This is a genomic window from Caballeronia hypogeia (genome assembly GCF_001544875.2).
Taxonomy (GTDB): Bacteria; Pseudomonadota; Gammaproteobacteria; order Burkholderiales; family Burkholderiaceae; genus Caballeronia; species Caballeronia hypogeia.
Genome location: NZ_FCOA02000001.1, coordinates 177,701 through 194,898 on the forward strand (window position 1 = coordinate 177,701; position 17,198 = coordinate 194,898).

The 17,198-nt window shown below is 64.1% G+C and carries 18 protein-coding genes and 1 other RNA gene; 11 read left to right on the top strand and 8 right to left on the bottom strand.

Annotated elements, in window-relative coordinates:
- Positions 1 to 63 precede the first annotated feature (63 nt).
- From AWB79_RS00780 to ruvB, 9 genes are all read left to right on the top strand, one after another.
- Entirely contained in the window at positions 64 to 1,368 is a 1,305-nt protein-coding gene (locus tag AWB79_RS00780; RefSeq protein WP_061165477.1) for a THUMP domain-containing class I SAM-dependent RNA methyltransferase, read from the top strand.
- 81 nt (positions 1,369 to 1,449) lie between these two features.
- On the top strand, positions 1,450 to 2,844 hold the full coding sequence (locus tag AWB79_RS00785; RefSeq protein ID WP_061165478.1) for an aminopeptidase P N-terminal domain-containing protein: 1,395 nt from the start codon (positions 1,450 to 1,452) through the stop codon (positions 2,842 to 2,844).
- A 4-nt stretch (positions 2,845 to 2,848) separates the two neighbouring features.
- Positions 2,849 to 4,048 carry a UbiH/UbiF/VisC/COQ6 family ubiquinone biosynthesis hydroxylase gene (locus AWB79_RS00790; RefSeq protein ID WP_232470780.1) on the top strand — a complete coding sequence of 400 codons (1,200 nt, stop codon included), beginning with the start codon at positions 2,849 to 2,851 and terminating at the stop codon, positions 4,046 to 4,048.
- Positions 4,049 to 4,263: 215 nt separating this feature from the next.
- A complete protein-coding gene (dusB, locus tag AWB79_RS00795; RefSeq protein ID WP_061165480.1) occupies positions 4,264 to 5,361 on the top strand; it encodes a tRNA dihydrouridine synthase DusB in 1,098 nt (365 codons plus the stop codon).
- On the top strand, positions 5,358 to 5,591 hold the full coding sequence (locus AWB79_RS00800) for a Fis family transcriptional regulator (RefSeq protein WP_040052966.1): 234 nt from the start codon (positions 5,358 to 5,360) through the stop codon (positions 5,589 to 5,591). The genes dusB and AWB79_RS00800 overlap by 4 nt, the downstream gene beginning before the upstream one ends.
- 64 nt (positions 5,592 to 5,655) lie before the next feature.
- The gene (gene purH / locus AWB79_RS00805) at positions 5,656 to 7,221 is read left to right on the top strand and encodes a bifunctional phosphoribosylaminoimidazolecarboxamide formyltransferase/IMP cyclohydrolase (protein WP_061165906.1); all 1,566 of its coding nucleotides are present in this window, start codon (positions 5,656 to 5,658) and stop codon (positions 7,219 to 7,221) included.
- An 89-nt stretch (positions 7,222 to 7,310) separates the two neighbouring features.
- Positions 7,311 to 7,853, top strand: coding sequence for a crossover junction endodeoxyribonuclease RuvC (gene ruvC / locus AWB79_RS00810; protein ID WP_061165907.1), 543 nt, complete (start codon positions 7,311 to 7,313; stop codon positions 7,851 to 7,853).
- Between the two features lie 21 nt (positions 7,854 to 7,874).
- Complete coding sequence (ruvA, locus tag AWB79_RS00815; RefSeq protein WP_061165481.1) at positions 7,875 to 8,456, top strand: Holliday junction branch migration protein RuvA; 582 nt, start codon at positions 7,875 to 7,877, stop codon at positions 8,454 to 8,456.
- Positions 8,457 to 8,512: 56 nt separating this feature from the next.
- Positions 8,513 to 9,574 (top strand): Holliday junction branch migration DNA helicase RuvB, encoded by a 1,062-nt coding sequence (gene ruvB, locus AWB79_RS00820; protein WP_061165482.1) that lies wholly within the window; start codon positions 8,513 to 8,515, stop codon positions 9,572 to 9,574.
- Positions 9,575 to 9,577: 3 nt separating this feature from the next.
- Here ruvB and AWB79_RS00825 read toward each other — a convergent pair whose 3' ends face one another.
- From AWB79_RS00825 to tyrS, 3 genes are read right to left on the bottom strand one after another with little or no spacing between them, the layout of a single operon-like run.
- A complete protein-coding gene (locus AWB79_RS00825; protein ID WP_061165483.1) occupies positions 9,578 to 10,228 on the bottom strand; it encodes a histidine phosphatase family protein in 651 nt (216 codons plus the stop codon).
- 20 nt (positions 10,229 to 10,248) lie between these two features.
- The gene (gene dtd / locus AWB79_RS00830; protein WP_061165484.1) at positions 10,249 to 10,707 is read right to left on the bottom strand and encodes a D-aminoacyl-tRNA deacylase; all 459 of its coding nucleotides are present in this window, start codon (positions 10,705 to 10,707) and stop codon (positions 10,249 to 10,251) included.
- Entirely contained in the window at positions 10,704 to 11,960 is a 1,257-nt protein-coding gene (tyrS, locus tag AWB79_RS00835) for a tyrosine--tRNA ligase (protein WP_061165485.1), read from the bottom strand. The genes dtd and tyrS overlap by 4 nt, the downstream gene beginning before the upstream one ends.
- A 324-nt stretch (positions 11,961 to 12,284) precedes the next feature.
- Here tyrS and AWB79_RS00840 point away from each other — a divergent pair, with 324 nt between their 5' ends.
- Positions 12,285 to 13,415: an anhydro-N-acetylmuramic acid kinase gene (locus AWB79_RS00840; RefSeq protein WP_096031497.1), complete on the top strand. Its 1,131-nt coding sequence runs from the start codon at positions 12,285 to 12,287 to the stop codon at positions 13,413 to 13,415.
- 54 nt (positions 13,416 to 13,469) lie between these two features.
- On the opposite strand, the gene erpA is transcribed toward AWB79_RS00840, so the two are convergent.
- The 3 genes from erpA to rplM form a co-directional block, all read right to left on the bottom strand.
- Positions 13,470 to 13,835: an iron-sulfur cluster insertion protein ErpA gene (gene erpA, locus AWB79_RS00845; protein WP_061165486.1), complete on the bottom strand. Its 366-nt coding sequence runs from the start codon at positions 13,833 to 13,835 to the stop codon at positions 13,470 to 13,472.
- Between the two features lie 202 nt (positions 13,836 to 14,037).
- Positions 14,038 to 14,430: a 30S ribosomal protein S9 gene (gene rpsI / locus AWB79_RS00850; protein WP_014190405.1), complete on the bottom strand. Its 393-nt coding sequence runs from the start codon at positions 14,428 to 14,430 to the stop codon at positions 14,038 to 14,040.
- An 11-nt stretch (positions 14,431 to 14,441) separates the two neighbouring features.
- Positions 14,442 to 14,870, bottom strand: a complete 429-nt coding sequence (gene rplM / locus AWB79_RS00855) for a 50S ribosomal protein L13 (protein WP_061165487.1) — start codon at positions 14,868 to 14,870, stop codon at positions 14,442 to 14,444.
- Between the two features lie 593 nt (positions 14,871 to 15,463).
- Between rplM and AWB79_RS00865 the strand changes: the two genes are divergently transcribed.
- Positions 15,464 to 15,886 carry an OsmC family protein gene (locus tag AWB79_RS00865; RefSeq protein WP_061165489.1) on the top strand — a complete coding sequence of 141 codons (423 nt, stop codon included), beginning with the start codon at positions 15,464 to 15,466 and terminating at the stop codon, positions 15,884 to 15,886.
- 69 nt (positions 15,887 to 15,955) lie between these two features.
- On the opposite strand, the gene rnpB is transcribed toward AWB79_RS00865, so the two are convergent.
- Together rnpB and AWB79_RS00875 are read right to left on the bottom strand one after the other, a co-directional pair.
- Positions 15,956 to 16,368: RNase P RNA component class A (gene rnpB, locus AWB79_RS00870), an RNA gene on the bottom strand.
- A gap of 19 nt (positions 16,369 to 16,387) precedes the next feature.
- Positions 16,388 to 17,194, bottom strand: coding sequence for a DUF3025 domain-containing protein (locus tag AWB79_RS00875; protein WP_061165490.1), 807 nt, complete (start codon positions 17,192 to 17,194; stop codon positions 16,388 to 16,390).
- Positions 17,195 to 17,198: the final 4 nt, after the last annotated feature.

Below are 17,198 nucleotides of genomic sequence, written 5' to 3' on the forward strand. Positions count from 1 at the left end.
GGCAAGCGGTGCTGGCGCACTGATTGCGTAGAATGATGCCTTTACACGCTCCGCATACGCCTAATGTCCTCCCCCCTCTTCGACTGGTTTGTCCCCTGCCCGCGCGGTCTCGAAGCACCGCTTGCCGCCGAGTTGGCGGAGATCGGGGAACGGCACGTGGCCGACGCGCCGCTTTCGGGCGGCGGCAGCCTGATCGTCGGCGCGCAGGTACCCGGCGGCGTGCACTTTCGGGGCGGCTGGGTCGCGGGCATGGCGGCGAATCTGCATTCGCGCATTGCCAGCCGCGTGCTTCTGAAAGTCGCGCAAGGCCCGTATCGCAACGAACACGACATCTACGAACTGACGCATCGCCAGCGCTGGGAGCAATGGTTCACGCCCAGCCAGACCATGCGCGTCGACCTTACCGCGATCAAATCGCCGGTAAAAAGCCTCGAATTCACCACGCTGCGCGTGAAGGACGCCGTCTGCGACCGTCTGCGCGACGTGGCAGGCGCGCGCCCGAGCATCGACACGGCGCAGCCCGACGTGCGCGTGTTCGCGTTCCTCACGATGAACGAGTGCACGCTCTATCTCGACACCTCGGGCGAACCGCTGTTCAAGCGCGGCTGGCGCCTGGACAAGGGCGCGGCGCCGCTGCGCGAAAATCTCGCGGCCGGCATTCTGCGCCTGACCGGCTGGACGCCCGGCACCCCGCTCTTCGATCCGATGTGCGGCAGCGGCACCTTCCTCGCGGAAGCGGCGCAAACCGCGCTGCGCATCGCGCCGGGCAGCGAACGGCGCTTCGGCTTCGAAAAGCTCAAGCCGTTCCATCCGGGCATGTGGCAAAAGCTCAGACAGGCCGCGACGGAGCAGCGCCGCGCAGCGCGCGCATCGCAGGCCGAACTGAACATTTTCGGCAGCGACATTTCCGGAGACATGCTCGAAAAGGCCCGCGCGAACCTGAGCCGCGCCGGCGTCACCGATCTGTCGCTCAAGCAGGTCGACGCCCGCAACATGGTGCCGCCGACCGAAGCGGGCGGGATTCTGATCGCCAATCCGCCGTACGGCGAGCGTATCGAAGTGCGCGGCCGCGGCCCGCGCGGCGAAATCCGCGAAACGCCGCGCTCCCGCCGCGAGGACGACGACGCCTTCGCCCGCGCGCAACCCGATCCGGCCGACAACGAATTCTTCGTTTCCTTCGGCAACGCGCTCAAGCAGCGCTTTCCGGGCTGGCGGGCCTACGTGCTCACCTCCGACCGCAAGCTGCCGGGCCTCCTGCGCCTGCGCGAATCGACCAAGACGCCGCTGTTCAACGGTGCGCTCGAATGCCGGCTGTTCCGCTTCGACCTGATCGCAGGCAGCGTGCGCAATCGTCCCGCCGGCGAGTAAGCATGCTTCACGTGCACGCGCCGGCGCAATAGGCCGAACGGCCGAATGCCGTGGTCGTGAAGCCGGCGCTACAATCGGCCCATGAACTCACCGACCGAACTCGCCAGTCCCATTGCCGTCGATATTTACCGCACGCGTCGCGAGCGCGTGCTCGCCGCGCTGCGTGCGCGGGGCGGCGGCGTCGCCATCGTGCAGACCGCGCCGGAAGTCATGCGCAATCGCGACACGGACTACCCTTTCCGTCACGACAGCTACTTCTATTACCTGACGGGCTTCAACGAACCCGAGGCGACGCTCGTTTTGAACGCGAGCGCGAAGCCGGGCGAGGCCGCGTCGATCCTCTTTTGCCGCGAGAAGAACGCGGAGCGCGAAACGTGGGAAGGGTTCCGCTTCGGTCCGGAAGCCGCCCGCGACGCTTTCGGCCTCGATGCCGCGTTGCCCATCGGCGCGCTCGGCGAGGAAATGCCGCGCCTGATCGCCGACAAACCCGCGCTGCACTACGCGCTCGGCACGTCGGCGGAACTGGATGCGCAGGTGCGCGAATGGCTCGCCGCCGTGCGCGCGCAGGGCCGCACCGGCGTGCGCGCACCCGCGAAGGCCGAGCATCTGCTGCCGATACTCGACGAAATGCGCCTCGTGAAAGACGAGCACGAGATCGCGATCATGCGCCGCGCGGCATCGATTTCCGCCGAGGCGCACCGCCGCGCCATGCGCGCAACGCGTCCCGGCATGCGCGAATACGAAATCGAAGCCGAGCTGCTGTACACGTTCCGCCGTCAAGGCGCGCAGGCGCCGGCATATGGCTCGATCGTCGCGGCGGGCGCGAACGCGTGCGTGCTGCACTATCCGGCGGGCAACGCGATTGCGCGCGAAGGCGACCTGGTCCTCATCGACGCCGCGTGCGAGCTCGACGGCTACGCGTCGGACATCACGCGCACGTATCCCGCGAGCGGGCGCTTCACGCCGGCGCAGCGCGAGCTGTATGACGTCGTGCTCGCCGCGCAGGCCGCCGCAGTCGATGCAACGCGCCCCGGCGTCACCTTCGACGCGCCACATCAGGCCGCGCTCAAGGTGCTGTCGCAGGGCCTGCTCGACACGGGCGTGCTCGACAAATCGAAGAGCGGCGGCGTCGACGACGTCCTCGCGCAGCGCGCCTATGCGCCGTTCTACATGCATCGCACGGGACACTGGATCGGCATGGACGTGCACGACGCAGGCGAGTACCGCGAGGCGGACGGCCCGCTCGACGAGCAAGGCGCGCTTCCCTGGCGCATGCTCGTGCCCGGCATGGCGCTCACGGTCGAGCCGGGTCTTTACGTGCGCCCTGCCGAGAATGTGCCGGAAAAGTACTGGAACATCGGCATCCGCATCGAGGACGACGCGGTCGTCACGCAAAACGGCTGCGAGCTCCTCACGCGCGAAGTGCCGGTTTTGGCCGACGAGATCGAGGCGCTGATGCGCGAATCGAATGACTGAAGCAATGAACGCCACGACCGACGCGCAGGAAACGCATTTCGACTACGACATCGCCATTGTTGGCGCGGGGCCGGTCGGGCTGGCGCTGGCGGGCTGGCTCGCGCGGCGCAGCGCGACTTCGCGGCTTTCCATCGCCCTGATCGACGCGCGCACGCCCGAAGCCGCCGTGAACGATCCGCGCGCGCTCGCCCTGTCGCACGGCAGCCGCGTCATGCTCCAGCCACTCGGCTTTCCGGGCGACGTCACGCCGATCCGGCGTATTCACGTATCGCAGCGGGGTCATTTCGGCCGCACGCTGATCGAGCACGACGAGCACGAGTTGCCCGAACTGGGCTACGTGGTGCGTTACGGCTCGCTCGTCGGTGCGCTCGCGGCGGCGGTGCGATCGGCCAACGTGGACTGGCTCACCGACACCGCCGCCCTCGCGCCGCTGCAAGACCACGACGGCGTCACGCTGCCGCTGCAATCCGCCAGTGGCGAGCGCGCGATCCGCGTGAAGGTGCTCGTCAACGCGGAAGGCGGGCTCTATCAGAAGACGGAGGTGAGCACGCCCGGCGAGCGTCGCGCGCGCGACTACGGCCAGACGGCCATCGTCGGCACGGTGAGCGTGTCAGACCCGCGCGCGAACGTCGCGTGGGAGCGCTTCACGAACGAAGGTCCGATCGCGCTCTTGCCGTGCGGCGGCCAGCGTCATGCCGACTATTCGCTGGTCTGGTGCTGCTCGCCGGATGAAGCGGCACGCCGCATGGAACTCGACGACGACACGTTCCTCGCCGAACTCGGCGCCGCTTTCGGCACTCGCATGGGCCGTTTCACCCGCATCGCGGGGCGCGCTGCGTTTCCGCTCGGCTTGACCGCGCTCGACGTGCTCGTCGACCGCCGCACGGTGGCCATCGGCAATGCCGCCCAAACCCTGCATCCGGTGGCGGGTCAGGGCCTGAATCTCGGCCTGCGCGACGCGTTCGCGCTCACCGACGCGCTCTCCGCCGACGGCCCGCGCCCCCTTGCGCTCGCCCGCTTCGCACAGCGCCGCGCGCTCGACCGGCGTCTGACCATCGGCGCGACGGACACGCTCGCGCGTATTTTCACGGTCGACTTCCCGCCGCTCGCGGCCATGCGCGGCCTGGCGCTGACCGCGCTCGAGTTCCTTCCGCCGCTGAAAACGGCGCTCGCCCGCCAGATGATGTTCGGCCAGCGACGCTGATCCGAGACGGCAAAAGGGCAATCGTCTGCGTTAAGTCAAGGGACTTATCCTCTATGAACGCACGTGCTTTCATTGAAGATTTAAAGACTTGCACGCGATTGCTCTTAATTTCAGCACGCGCTTCGCGTTAAAATAAGTGTTTCCCCTTCAGAAATGTTGCATCCGCCTTCACGCGGCTTCGGCCGGCTTTCGGGAACGCGGATCCTTTAGCCTTCATGCCCACCATCGGTTCACACGTTCTACGCAATAACCTGTTCGTCGCTCCGATGGCAGGCGTCACCGACCGCCCGTTCCGCCAGCTTTGCAAACGCATGGGCGCGGGCTACGCGGTATCGGAGATGGTCGCGTCGAACGCGCAACTGTGGAAAAGCGAGAAGACCATGCGCCGCGCCAACCACGCGGGCGAGGTCGAGCCGATCTCGGTGCAGATCGCCGGCGCCGACCCGCAGATGCTCGCCGAAGCCGCGCGTCACAACGTCGCCAACGGCGCGCAGATCATCGACATCAATATGGGATGCCCGGCCAAGAAGGTGTGCAACGTCGCGGCGGGGTCGGCGCTGCTGCAGAACGAACCGCTCGTCGCGCGCATCGTGGAAGCGGTGGTGCAGGCGGTCGGTGTCGGGCCGGACGCCGTGCCCGTCACGCTCAAGATTCGCACGGGGTGGAATCGCGAGAACAAGAACGCGATTACCATCGCGCGCATCGCGCAGGAAGCGGGCATTTCCATGCTCACCGTGCACGGCCGCACGCGCGCCGATCTGTACAAGGGCGACGCGGAGTACGAAACCATCGCGGCGGTGAAGGCGTCGATCGGCATTCCGGTGGTCGCGAACGGCGACATCACCACGCCCGAAAAAGCGCGCGACGTGCTCGCCGCGACTAACGCCGACGCCATCATGATCGGCCGCGCCGCGCAAGGCCGCCCGTGGCTGTTCCGCGAGATCGAACATTTCCTGAAGACCGGCGAGCGCCTGCTGCCGCCGCGCATCGACGAGATCCAGCAGGTGATGAACGAGCACCTCGAAGATCACTACGCCTTTTATGGGGAATTCACCGGCGTTCGGACTGCGCGCAAGCATATCGGCTGGTACACTCGCGGCCTTTCCGGCGCCAACACCTTCCGGCACCGGATGAATACGCTGGACACGACCAAAGAACAATTGCTCGCTGTCAACGAATTCTTCGACGCACAAAAGGCGTTGTCCGACCGTCTCGTCTATGTGGACGAGTCCGGCGACGCCGACGACGCAGCCGAAGAAGAATCGTGTGGCGGCGGGCTCAACAACACGACAGACCGACTGATTGCCGCATGAGCAGACATAACATCGAACAATGCGTCCGCCAGAGCCTCGACAACTATTTTCAGGACCTGGACGGCTCCAACCCGCACGACGTCTACGACATGGTGATTTCATGCGTGGAAAAACCTCTGCTCGAAGTGGTGCTCGAGCAGGCGGGCGGTAACCAATCTCTCGCGGCCGAGTATCTCGGCATCAACCGCAACACGTTGCGCAAGAAGCTTCAGCAGCACGGATTGATTTGATTCATCGGACTGAGGCGCGCGCCTTGGTCCGGCCTGGTTTCCCTTTTCGGTTTCAGTGTTCATCATGATCAAGCAAGCGCTCCTCTCCGTCTCCGATAAATCCGGCATCGTCGATTTCGCGAAATCGCTGTCGGAACTCGGCGTCAAGCTCCTCTCCACAGGCGGCACGGCGAAACTGCTCGCCGACGCGGGCCTGCCCGTGACGGAAGTCGCCGACTACACCGGCTTCCCGGAAATGCTCGACGGGCGCGTGAAGACGCTGCATCCGAAGGTTCACGGCGGCATTCTCGCGCGCCGCGACCTGCCCGAGCATATGGACGCGCTGGAGAAGCACGACATTCCGACCATCGATCTGCTGGTGGTGAACCTGTACCCGTTCGTGCAGACGGTGTCGAAGGAAGAGTGCTCGCTGGAAGACGCGATCGAGAACATCGATATCGGCGGGCCGACCATGCTGCGCTCGGCGGCGAAGAATCATCGCGATGTGACGGTCGTGGTCGATCCGGCGGATTACTCGGCCGTGCTCGATGAAATGCGCGCAAACGGCAATTCCGTCGGCTACAAGACGAACTTCCGTCTCGCGACCAAGGTCTTCGCGCATACCGCTCAGTACGACGGCGCGATCACGAACTATCTGACGAGCCTGACCGATGCGCTCCAGCATTCGGATCGCAACACGTATCCGGCCACGTTCAATCTCGCGTTCGACAAGGTTCAGGACCTGCGCTACGGCGAGAATCCGCATCAGAGCGCGGCGTTCTATCGCGACCTGTCCGTGCCGGCCGGCGCGCTCGCCAACTACGAGCAGTTGCAGGGCAAGGAGCTGTCGTACAACAACATCGCCGATTCGGACGCCGCGTGGGAATGCGTGAAGACGTTCGACGCGCCCGCCTGCGTCATCATCAAGCACGCGAACCCGTGCGGCGTCGCGGTTGGCGCGAACGCGGCGGAAGCGTACGCGAAGGCGTTCCAGACCGACCCGACTTCCGCGTTCGGCGGCATCATCGCCTTCAATCGCGAAGTCGATGAAGCGGCGGCGCAGGCAGTCGCGAAGCAGTTTGTCGAAGTGCTGATCGCGCCTTCGTTCAGCGAAGCCGCGCGCGCCGTGTTCGCGGCGAAGCAGAACGTGCGCCTGCTGCAGATCGCGCTCGGCGACGGTCACAACAAGTTCGACCTGAAGCGCGTCGGCGGCGGCCTGCTGGTGCAATCGCTCGATGCGAAGAACGTGCAGCCGCACGAACTGCGCGTCGTGACCAGGCGCCATCCGACGCCGAAGGAAATGGACGATCTGATGTTCGCGTGGCGCGTGGCGAAGTACGTGAAGTCGAACGCGATCGTGTTCTGCAGCGGCGGCATGACGCTCGGCGTCGGCGCGGGCCAGATGAGCCGCGTGGATTCGGCGCGCATCGCGGGCATCAAGGCGCAGAACGCCGGTCTGACGCTGAACGGCTCGGCGGTGGCGTCGGATGCGTTCTTCCCGTTCCGCGACGGTCTCGATGTGGTCGTGAACGCGGGCGCGACCTGCGTGATCCAGCCGGGCGGCTCCATGCGCGACGACGAAGTGATCGCGGCCGCAGACGAACACAGTGTCGCGATGATCTTCACCGGCACGCGCCATTTCCGTCATTAATTTCGGGCGATTCAATTAAGATTGGCCTGTTTGCGCTTCCAATGGCGCAAACAGGCCATTTTGATTTGGACCTCGCACAACGCGAACGAATGAGAATCCTAGGCATCGACCCCGGCTTGCGCGTGACCGGCTTCGGCATCATCGAGAAGCACGGGCACACGCTCAATTACGTGACGAGCGGCGTCATCAAGACGGCCGAGGCCGATCTGCCTTCGCGGCTTAACACGATTTTCAGCGGCATCTCGACACTCATCGCGCAGCACAATCCGGATCAGGCGGCGATCGAAAAGGTCTTCGTCAACGTCAATCCACAGTCCACGCTGCTGCTCGGACAGGCGCGCGGCGCGGCGATTTGCGGGCTCGTCGCGAGCGGCGTGCCGGTGGCCGAATACACCGCGCTGCAACTGAAGCAGGCCGTCGTCGGCTATGGACGCGCGACCAAGGAACAGATGCAGCAGATGGTCGTGCGTCTGTTGAGTCTCTCCGGCGTGCCGAGCACCGACGCCGCCGACGCGCTCGGCATGGCCATCTGTCACGCGCACGGCGGCACAGGGCTGGCGACGCTGGGCGGCATCGCGCCGGGGCTGGCGAAGAAAGGCTTGCGTGTGCGGCGTGGTCGGCTTATCGGCTAATTTCTAGAGCATTCAAAACACATGATCGGTCGCATCGCCGGCGTTCTGCTGGAAAAAAATCCGCCGCATTTGCTCGTTGACTGCAACGGCGTAGGTTACGAAATCGACGTGCCGATGAGCACGTTCTACAACCTGCCGAACACCGGTGATAAGGTCGTGCTGCTCACGCAGTTGATCGTGCGCGAGGACGCGCATCTGCTCTACGGCTTTCTCACCACGCAGGAGCGTTCGACGTTCCGCGAGCTGCTGAAGATCAGCGGCATCGGCGCGCGCATGGCGCTGGCCGTGCTGTCGGGCATGAGCGTGCATGAGCTCTCGCAGACCGTCACGACGCAGGACGCCGCGCGTCTCACGCGCGTGCCGGGCATCGGCAAGAAGACGGCGGAACGGCTGCTGCTCGAATTGAAGGGCAAGCTCGGTGCGGATCTCGGCGCAATGGCGAGCGCGGCCTCGCAGTCCGATCACGCGTCGGACATTCTCAACGCGCTGCTCGCGCTCGGCTATTCGGAGAAGGAAGCGCTCGCCGCGATCAAGAACGTGCCGGCCGGAACGGGCGTCTCGGAAGGCATCAAGCTGGCATTGAAAGCGCTGTCGAAAGCGTGACGCACTAGGCCATTCGGCCAGCTTCGCCGCTGAAAAGCTCGCTGTACAATCGAAAAATGATCGAAACCGACAAACTCGCCGCCGAACGCGTCATCTCGGCCAAACCCGTCTCGTCGAACGAAGAAGCGTTCGAGCGCGCGCTGCGTCCGCACAAGCTCGATGAATACATCGGGCAGGAAAAGGCGCGCGGCCAACTCGAAATCTTCATCGAAGCGGCCAAGCGCCGTTCGGAAGCGCTCGATCACGTGCTGCTGTTCGGACCGCCGGGTCTCGGCAAGACGACGCTCGCGCATATCATCGCGCGGGAGATGGGCGTGAATCTGCGGCAGACGTCGGGGCCGGTGCTGGAGCGCGCGGGCGACCTCGCCGCGCTGCTCACCAACCTCGAAGCGAACGACGTACTGTTCATCGACGAGATTCACCGGCTTTCTCCGGTCGTCGAGGAAATCCTGTATCCGGCGCTCGAGGATTATCAGATCGACATCATGATCGGCGAAGGTCCGGCCGCGCGCAGCGTGAAGCTGGATCTGCAGCCGTTCACGCTGGTCGGCGCGACCACGCGCGCGGGTATGCTGACCAATCCGCTGCGCGACCGTTTCGGCATCGTGTCGCGGCTGGAGTTTTACAACGCGAGCGAACTGGCGCGCATCGTGGCGCGCTCGGCGTCGCTATTGAAGGCGGATATCGTGAACGAGGGCGCGCTGGAAATCGCGAAGCGCTCGCGTGGCACGCCGCGTATCGCGAATCGCTTGCTGCGGCGGGTGCGCGATTATGCCGAAGTGAAGGCGGACGGCATGATCACCGCCGATGTCGCCGACAAAGCGCTGAAAATGCTCGACGTCGATCCCGTCGGTTTCGACCTGATGGACCGCAAGCTGCTCGAAGCGATTCTCCACAAGTTCGACGGCGGGCCGGTCGGTGTGGACAATCTCGCGGCGGCGATCGGCGAGGAGCGCGACACCATAGAGGACGTGCTGGAGCCGTATCTGATCCAGCAAGGCTTTCTGCAACGCACGCCGCGCGGTCGCGTCGCGACGATGCTCACCTATCGCCACTTCGGCATCACGGCGCCGGACGGTGGTCCGATCCGCGATCTCTGGGACGCGAACAAAGGTTAACGGTCATGCGCGCTTGCGGAAGTCGTCGTCGGCGGTGTCCGTCGACAAATGGGCGATATCGCCCCACGCAATCACCTTTGCGCCGCCGTTCTCGTAGTCCACCACGTTGACGCTGCAATTGAGCAGCGGCCAGTTGCGCGGCTCGTGCAGCGAAAGTTTCGTCGCGAATCGATAGATGCAATCGAGCACGCCGCCGTGCGCCACGACCGCGATGCGCCCACCCGCATGCGCGGCCACGAGCGGCTCCATCGCATGCACGACGCGGTGATAGAACACGCGCTGCGATTCACCGTCGCCGGGCGGCGCGAACCCTGGGTCGCGCGTCTGCCATTCGATGTATTCGGCGGGAAACTTGTCGTTGATCTCGTCGCTGTCGTGCCCCTGGAACGCGCCGTAAAAGCGCTCGCGCAGGCCTTCCGAAAGACGCACTTCGAGCCCGAGCGCGTCGGCGAAAGGTTGCGCCGTTTGCTGTGCGCGTTGCAGGTCGCTCGAATACGCCGCATCGATGCGCCCTTCGCGCGCAAGCCGCGCACCAAGTTGCTGGGCCTGCAGAAAACCGTGCGCGGACAAGGGAATGTCGATATGCCCCTGGATGCGCTTGATGGCGTTCCACTCGGTTTCGCCGTGTCGGATGAACAGAACTTGCGTCGTCATAGGCATTCTGGAATCGAGGATCAGGGCCGCACTTGCAGCCAGAACGTGACCGGGCCGTCGTTGACGAGCGACACCTGCATCTCCGCGCCGAACTCGCCCGTTTCGACGACCGGATGCTTCGCGCGCGCCTGGCCGACGAAGTAATCGAAGAGCCGCTTGCCTTCGTCCGGCGGCGCGGCGGGCGTGAAGCTCGGGCGCAGTCCGCTCGAGGTATCCGCCGCGAGCGTGAATTGCGAGACCAGCAGCACGCCGCCCGCGCGCCCCGCGCCGTCCATGTTCGAGACGGAGAGGTTCATCTTGCCCGCGGCGTCGCCGAACACGCGGTAGGCGAGCATTTTCGCGAGCAATTTGTCCGCGGCGGCCTCGTTGTCGCCGCGCTCGGCGCAGACCAGCGCGAGCAGGCCTGCGTCGATCGCGCCGGTCACGCGTTCGCCCACGCGCACGTCGGCGCGTTTCACACGCTGGATCAGCGCGATCATGCCGTCAGCGTCACGCGCGCAAAGCGGCGCTTGCCGACTTGAATGACGAACTCACCCGCGTCGACCTTCAGGCCCTTGTCCGAGACCGTCACGCCGTCGATCTTCACGCCGCCCTGCTCGATGTTGCGCAGTGCCTCGCTCGTCGACGGCACGAGCCCCGCCTGCTTGAGCAACTGCCCGATCGCAAGCGGCGCGCCCGCGAGCGTCACCGACGGAATGTCGTCCGGCACGCCGCCCTTCGCGCGATGGTTGAAATCGTCGAGCGCGCGCTCGGCGTCCGCCTGCGAGTGGAAGCGCGCGACGATCTCCTGCGCGAGCATCACCTTGAAGTCGCGCGGATTGCGGCCGCCTTCGGCCTCGCGCCTGTAGTGTTCGACCTCGCTCATCGGACGGAACGACAGCAGCTCGAAGTAACGCCACATCAGCACGTCGGAAATGCTCATCAGCTTGCCGAACATGTCGGTCGGCTTCTCGCTGATGCCGACGTAGTTGTTCTTCGACTTCGACATCTTGTCGACGCCATCCAGCCCTTCGAGCAGCGGCATCGTCAGAATGCACTGCTGCTCCTGGCCGTACTGCTTCTGCAATTCACGGCCGACGAGCAGATTGAACTTCTGATCCGTGCCGCCCAGTTCCAGGTCCGAATTCAGCGCGACCGAGTCGTAGCCCTGCATCAGCGGATACAGGAATTCGTGGATCGAAATCGGCACGCCGCCCTGGAAGCGCTTGGTGAAGTCCTCGCGCTCCAGAATGCGCGCGACCGTGTAGCGCGACGCGAGCTTGATCATGCCGTCGGCGCCGAGCGGCATCGACCATTCGCTGTTGTAGCGGATTTCGGTCTTTTCGCGATCGAGCACGAGCGACGCCTGTTCGAAATAGGTCTTCGCGTTCATCTCGATCTGCTCGCGCGTGAGCGGCGGGCGCGTCGCATTGCGGCCGGACGGGTCGCCGATCAGCGAGGTGAAATCGCCGATCAGGAAGATCACGTGATGGCCGAGATCCTGCAACTGGCGCATCTTGTTCAGCACGACCGTATGGCCGATGTGAATGTCCGGCGCGGTGGGATCGAGACCGAGCTTGATGCGCAGCGGCTTGCCCGTGGCGGCGCTCCTGGCGAGCTTCTGCGCGAATTCGTCTTCGATCAGCAGTTCGTCGCAGCCGCGCTTCGCGATGGCGAGCGCGCTCTTCACGTCTTCGGTGATCGGAAAGCTTTGCGCGGCGGGCGCGGAAGAATCGTTGGAGTCAGTGGTCATGCTCGCGGCTTGTGAAGTCAAAGGGTTCGATGGGGGCGACCTGCAGTCGTGCCGACGCTGTGCGCCGGCGTGGCTGGCGGGAATGCCGCGCCAGATCGGCGGCGTGCGCGAAAAATCACGAAATCGCGCGCAATTGCTTGTTCAGGCTCAGGATTTTACGCGATGACGCGCGCGTTTTGTCGCGCCTGCACACGCCGCGCAATCCCGACGCGTTCGGAGGGAGCTTAACGATTCAATCCTTTGCGCGGATAATCGCCGCTGAACGAGCAAACCCGGCCAGAGCGCATCGAAGAGGAGAGCAGCGTGCCCAGGAAAACCGAAGCAATCGAAACGGGAAAAGCGGACGGCGTCTACTTCGGTTTGATGTCCGGCACCAGCATGGACGGCGTGGACGGCGTCGCGGTGCAATTCACCACCGGCCAAGCGCCGGTCGTGCTCGGCGAGGCGCACGTATCGTTTTCGAAAGGTTTGCGCGACGCGCTCTTCGCCCTCCAAGCGCCCGGCGAGAACGAGATCGAACGCGAGTGCCTCGCCGCCAATGCGCTCGCCACGCGCTACGCCGTGTGCTGCCACGAATTGCAGAGCATGAGCGGCTATTCGGCGTCGAAGGTGCGCGCCATCGGCGTGCATGGGCAGACGGTGCGGCATCGGCCGGAAAAGGGCTTCACGCGGCAGATCAACAATCCCGCGATGCTCGCGGAAATGACCAGCATCGACGTGGTCGCCGATTTCCGCAGCCGCGACGTCGCCGCCGGAGGCCAGGGCGCGCCGCTCGTGCCCGCCTTCCATGCCACAGTGTTCGGCGCGAAGAACGAGACGCGCGTCGTGTGCAATCTGGGCGGCATCAGCAACATCACGATTCTCGCGGCGAGCGGCGAGGTGCGCGGCTTCGATTGCGGCCCGGCGAACGCGCTGATCGACGAATGGGCATTGCGTCACACGCAGCGCGCGTATGACGACGGCGGACAGTTCGCCGCGCAAGGCCGGATCGACCAGCCGCTATTGAACGCCCTGCTCGATGAGCCGTTCTTCGACCTCGCGCCGCCGAAAAGCACGGGACGCGACCTGTTCAACCCTGCGTGGATGGATGCGAAGCTCTCGGCTCTCGCAAATCTCGCCCCCGCCGACGTGCAGGCGACTTTGACAGCATTGACCGCCACGACCGTCGCCCGCGAGATCGCACGCCACGCATCGGACGCGCGCTCGGTGTACGTCTGCGGCGGCGGCGCGCGCAACCCGGTGCTGATGGAGATGATGCAGCGTGCGCTCGAGGACAACGGCGTCGCGGGCGCGCCCGTCATGACGACCGAAGCGCTCGGGGTGCCCCCGCAGCAGGTCGAGGCGCTGGCGTTTGCGTGGCTCGCGATGCGCTGCGTCGCGCGCGAGCCGGGCAATCTGCCCGCGGTGACGGGCGCGGCGGGCGAGCGCGTGCTGGGCGCGATTTACCCGCACTGAACGAAAAACGGAGCCCCGAAGGCTCCGTTTTCTCACGACGCCAGAAGCGCGCGCTTAAACCGAGAAAGACGAACCGCAGCCACAGGTGGTCGTGGCGTTCGGATTCTTGATGACGAACTGGGCGCCGTTGATGTCGTCCTTGTAGTCGATCTCCGCGCCGACGAGGTACTGATAGCTCATGGAGTCGACGAGCAGTTGCACGCCCGCCTTGTCCAACACGGTGTCGTCTTCGTTGATCTCTTCATCGAACGTGAAACCGTACTGGAAGCCCGAGCATCCGCCGCCCTGCACGAACACGCGCAGCTTCAGATCCGGATTGCCTTCTTCGTCGATCAATTGCTTGACCTTGTCCGCAGCCGCGTCGGTGAAGACGAACGGCATCGGCATTTCGGTCGTGGGGGTGTCGCTGACAGCGCTCATTCGAAATCTCCAATTAAGCTTCTTACCGCTATTGTAGGGCTGATCTCAATATCGTGCCGAATGTCCATGGAATCAATGGGCTATATGCAAATTCGACATCTTTCAGTCTGCCTGCGCCAAAACTAAAAAGCCGCCGGCACCTGAGTGCGGGCGGCTTTCGCAGCGGATTCGCCAGAACACGTCTGTCGAACCTCCGAAACGCTTAACGCTTCGAGAACTGCTTCCGGCGGCGTGCCTTGTGGAAACCGACCTTCTTACGTTCCACTTCACGCGCGTCGCGGGTGACGAAGCCTGCGTTCGACAGTTGCGACTTGAGCGTTGCGTCGTAGTCCATCAGCGCACGGGTGATGCCGTGACGAACCGCGCCTGCCTGACCCGTTTCACCGCCGCCCGACACGTTGACCTTGATGTCGAACGTGGTGCCGTGGTTCGTGAGTTCCAGCGGCTGACGCACGATCATCAGCGACGTTTCGCGCGAGAAGTAGTCGGCGATGGGCTTGCCGTTGACGACGATCTCGCCCTTGCCCGACTTGATGAAGACACGAGCGACCGCGCTTTTGCGGCGACCCGTACCGTAGTTCCAGTTACCGATCATGTGGGCTCCCCTTAGATCTCGAGCGACTTCGGCTGTTGTGCCGAGTGCGGATGCGTAGCTTCGGCGTAGACCTTCAGCTTCTTGATCATCGCGTAGCCGAGCGGACCCTTCGGAAGCATGCCCTTGACAGCCTTCTCGAGCGCGCGGCCCGGGAAGCGCTCTTGCATCTTGCCGAACGTCGTTTCGTAGATGCCGCCCGGGTAACCCGAGTGACGATAGTACTTCTTGTCCGTGGTCTTGTTGCCGGTGACCTTCAGCTTGCCGGCATTGACGACGATGATGAAATCACCGGTGTCGACGTGCGGAGTGAACTCAGGCTTGTGCTTGCCGCGAAGACGGCGTGCCACTTCGCTGGCGACACGGCCGAGGACTTTATCCGTCGCGTCAATCACGTACCATTCGCGCGAAACCTCTTCGGCTTTTGCGGAAAACGTCTTCATGATCGATCCAAAAAATTGATTTGCCCTTGGAACTGCCTTGCTCGGCCCTGCTTATATAAGTGCGCTCGCGTCACTTCCACGGCGCGTGCAGGCTCTCACAAGCTTCTCTCCGCGGGCGTAGGGCGAAGAGAACTTTGAATTATAAAGGGAATTCCGTCGCCGCGTCAAAGGTTTGGTTTGTCTTGGGTTTCCTCGGCGCAGGGACGAAAAAAAACCCGAGCGATTTGGGCTCGGGCTTAATCCACCAAGGAGGAGGTGGAGGAGACAGAGACGAGTATAGGCACGACCATGCTGCAAGGCAAGAAGATTTGCATGGTGAAAGTGAATTTCATAATTTGAAATTTCCAAACGACGAGAGAACTAAAATTTAATTCATTAAATTCAATAGCTTGCATGAATTTCAAGCTCGTCACGTATCGGCCCAGTCTGCTAGAGGGTGTCTTCAGTTGCAAATTTCCTCATCACCGTCAAATTCGGCTCATCGAATTTCGCTTCGTCAACTGGTAGATGTTCGTAAGCAGCGTCCGAGCGAAACTCCGTGAACCGCTACAATGAAGAATCTGTAACGAAGCTTGAGCAGCTGGAGCCACGGCATGGAATGCAAAGTTAGCTGGATGGGACAAGACGGCATGGCCTTCGCCGCCGAAACGGGAAGCGGCCACCTCGTCAACATGGACGGCGCGCCAGAAGGCGGCGGCCGCAATCTCGCACCGCGCCCCATGGAAATGGTGCTGCTCGGAACCGGCGGCTGCACCGCGTATGACGTCGTGATGATCCTGAAGAAGAGCCGTCAGGAAATCCGGGATTGCTCGGTCACACTGAAGGCGGATCGCGCGAGCGAAGACCCGAAGGTCTTCACGAAGATCCACTTTCACTTCACGGTGACGGGCAAGAACCTGAATCCGGCGACGGTCGAGCGCGCGATCAACCTGTCGCATGACAAATACTGCTCGGCGTCGATCATGCTCGCGAAGTCGGCGGAGCTGACGCATTCGTTCGATATCGTCGAAGCCTGATTCGCGATCCGCGCGGAGAAAACGAAAAGAGCCGACGTCACAAGACGCCGGCTCTTCTCTTTTGAACGACGACAAAGCGGGCCGATAAGCCGGATTCTGTGCGCGCGCGCGGCCGAAGCCGAACGCGCGTGGCAATCATTCCTCTAGACGCGCCATTGCTGACGCGCTCAAGCTTCCTACCCGCAGACGAACGGGGGCCCCGTCCTGCATCGCGAGGATGCGCGCCTGCCTATTTGGAATTGCTCCGGGTGGAGGTTACCGTGCCGGAACGTCTCGCGACGTCCGCGGTGCGCTCTTACCGCACCGTTTCACCCTTACCTGATCTTCGGACTCGCGCCCGAAGCCATCGGCGGTTTGCTTTCTGTTGCCCTGTTCCGCGTGTCGCCACGGATGGCCGTTAGCCATCACCCTGCCCTGTGGAGTCCGGACTTTCCTCGCCCTCTGCGCCGAAACGCCGAAGCCGCGATTGCCTGGCCCGCTTTGCAACTGGCGATTTTAACATCAGCGGGATCGGCGCCCCGGCCGGAATACGGAAACATCGTCGTAGAAATCCGCCGATGCGTTCGCGTCCCACCAGCCCGGCACACCCAGCACGGGCAGCGGCGCGAAGGCGCGGCTGTCGAGCGGCCCGGCGATGATTCGCGCCGACACCGCTTCGTCGATCATCGCGCGGCGGGCCGCGTCGTCGGAGGTGAAATACGCTGCGGGAACGTCGACGATCCATGCGTGCCCCGTACACGCCTTGTACGGCGCGACCAGCTTTTCCAGCAACGCGTGCCCGAACATGCGCGCCTCGCAGCGAGCGCCCCACGCCGCGCGTTCGTCGACGAACAGCGCGCGCCAGCCGAAGCCGCGCAGCGCATCGGCGAGCGTCGCGTCGGCGCAGGCGAACAGCACCGCGTTTTCATCGAAGAGCGTGAGCGCGTCGCGCACGCCGCCGCGCGTCGGACCGATGCCGAGCGCGTCGATCTGCGCCGCGTGGCGCGCGTTGAGCGCGGCCTTGATGCGCGGATACGCGAACCACATCAGGCCGTTAAAAAAATCGTGGAGATTGTGGCGCGTCGGCACGCGCCCGGTCAGCGCGATGTGACCTTCGTAGGAAGCGCCCGCCGGCAGTCCTTCCTGTGCGATGAACGCGAGCGCCTCGCCGCGTCCCGTCGTGAGCGCGGCTCGCGCTGCATCTTCGTTGAGCGCTTCGAGATAATCTGCGTAGCCGGCCAGCGCGGCCGCCTGCCAGCGCCGGCCGCGCGGCTCGACCGGCGCGAGCCAGGGACGCGTCCAATCGATATCGGCGAAACCCGCGCTCACGTCT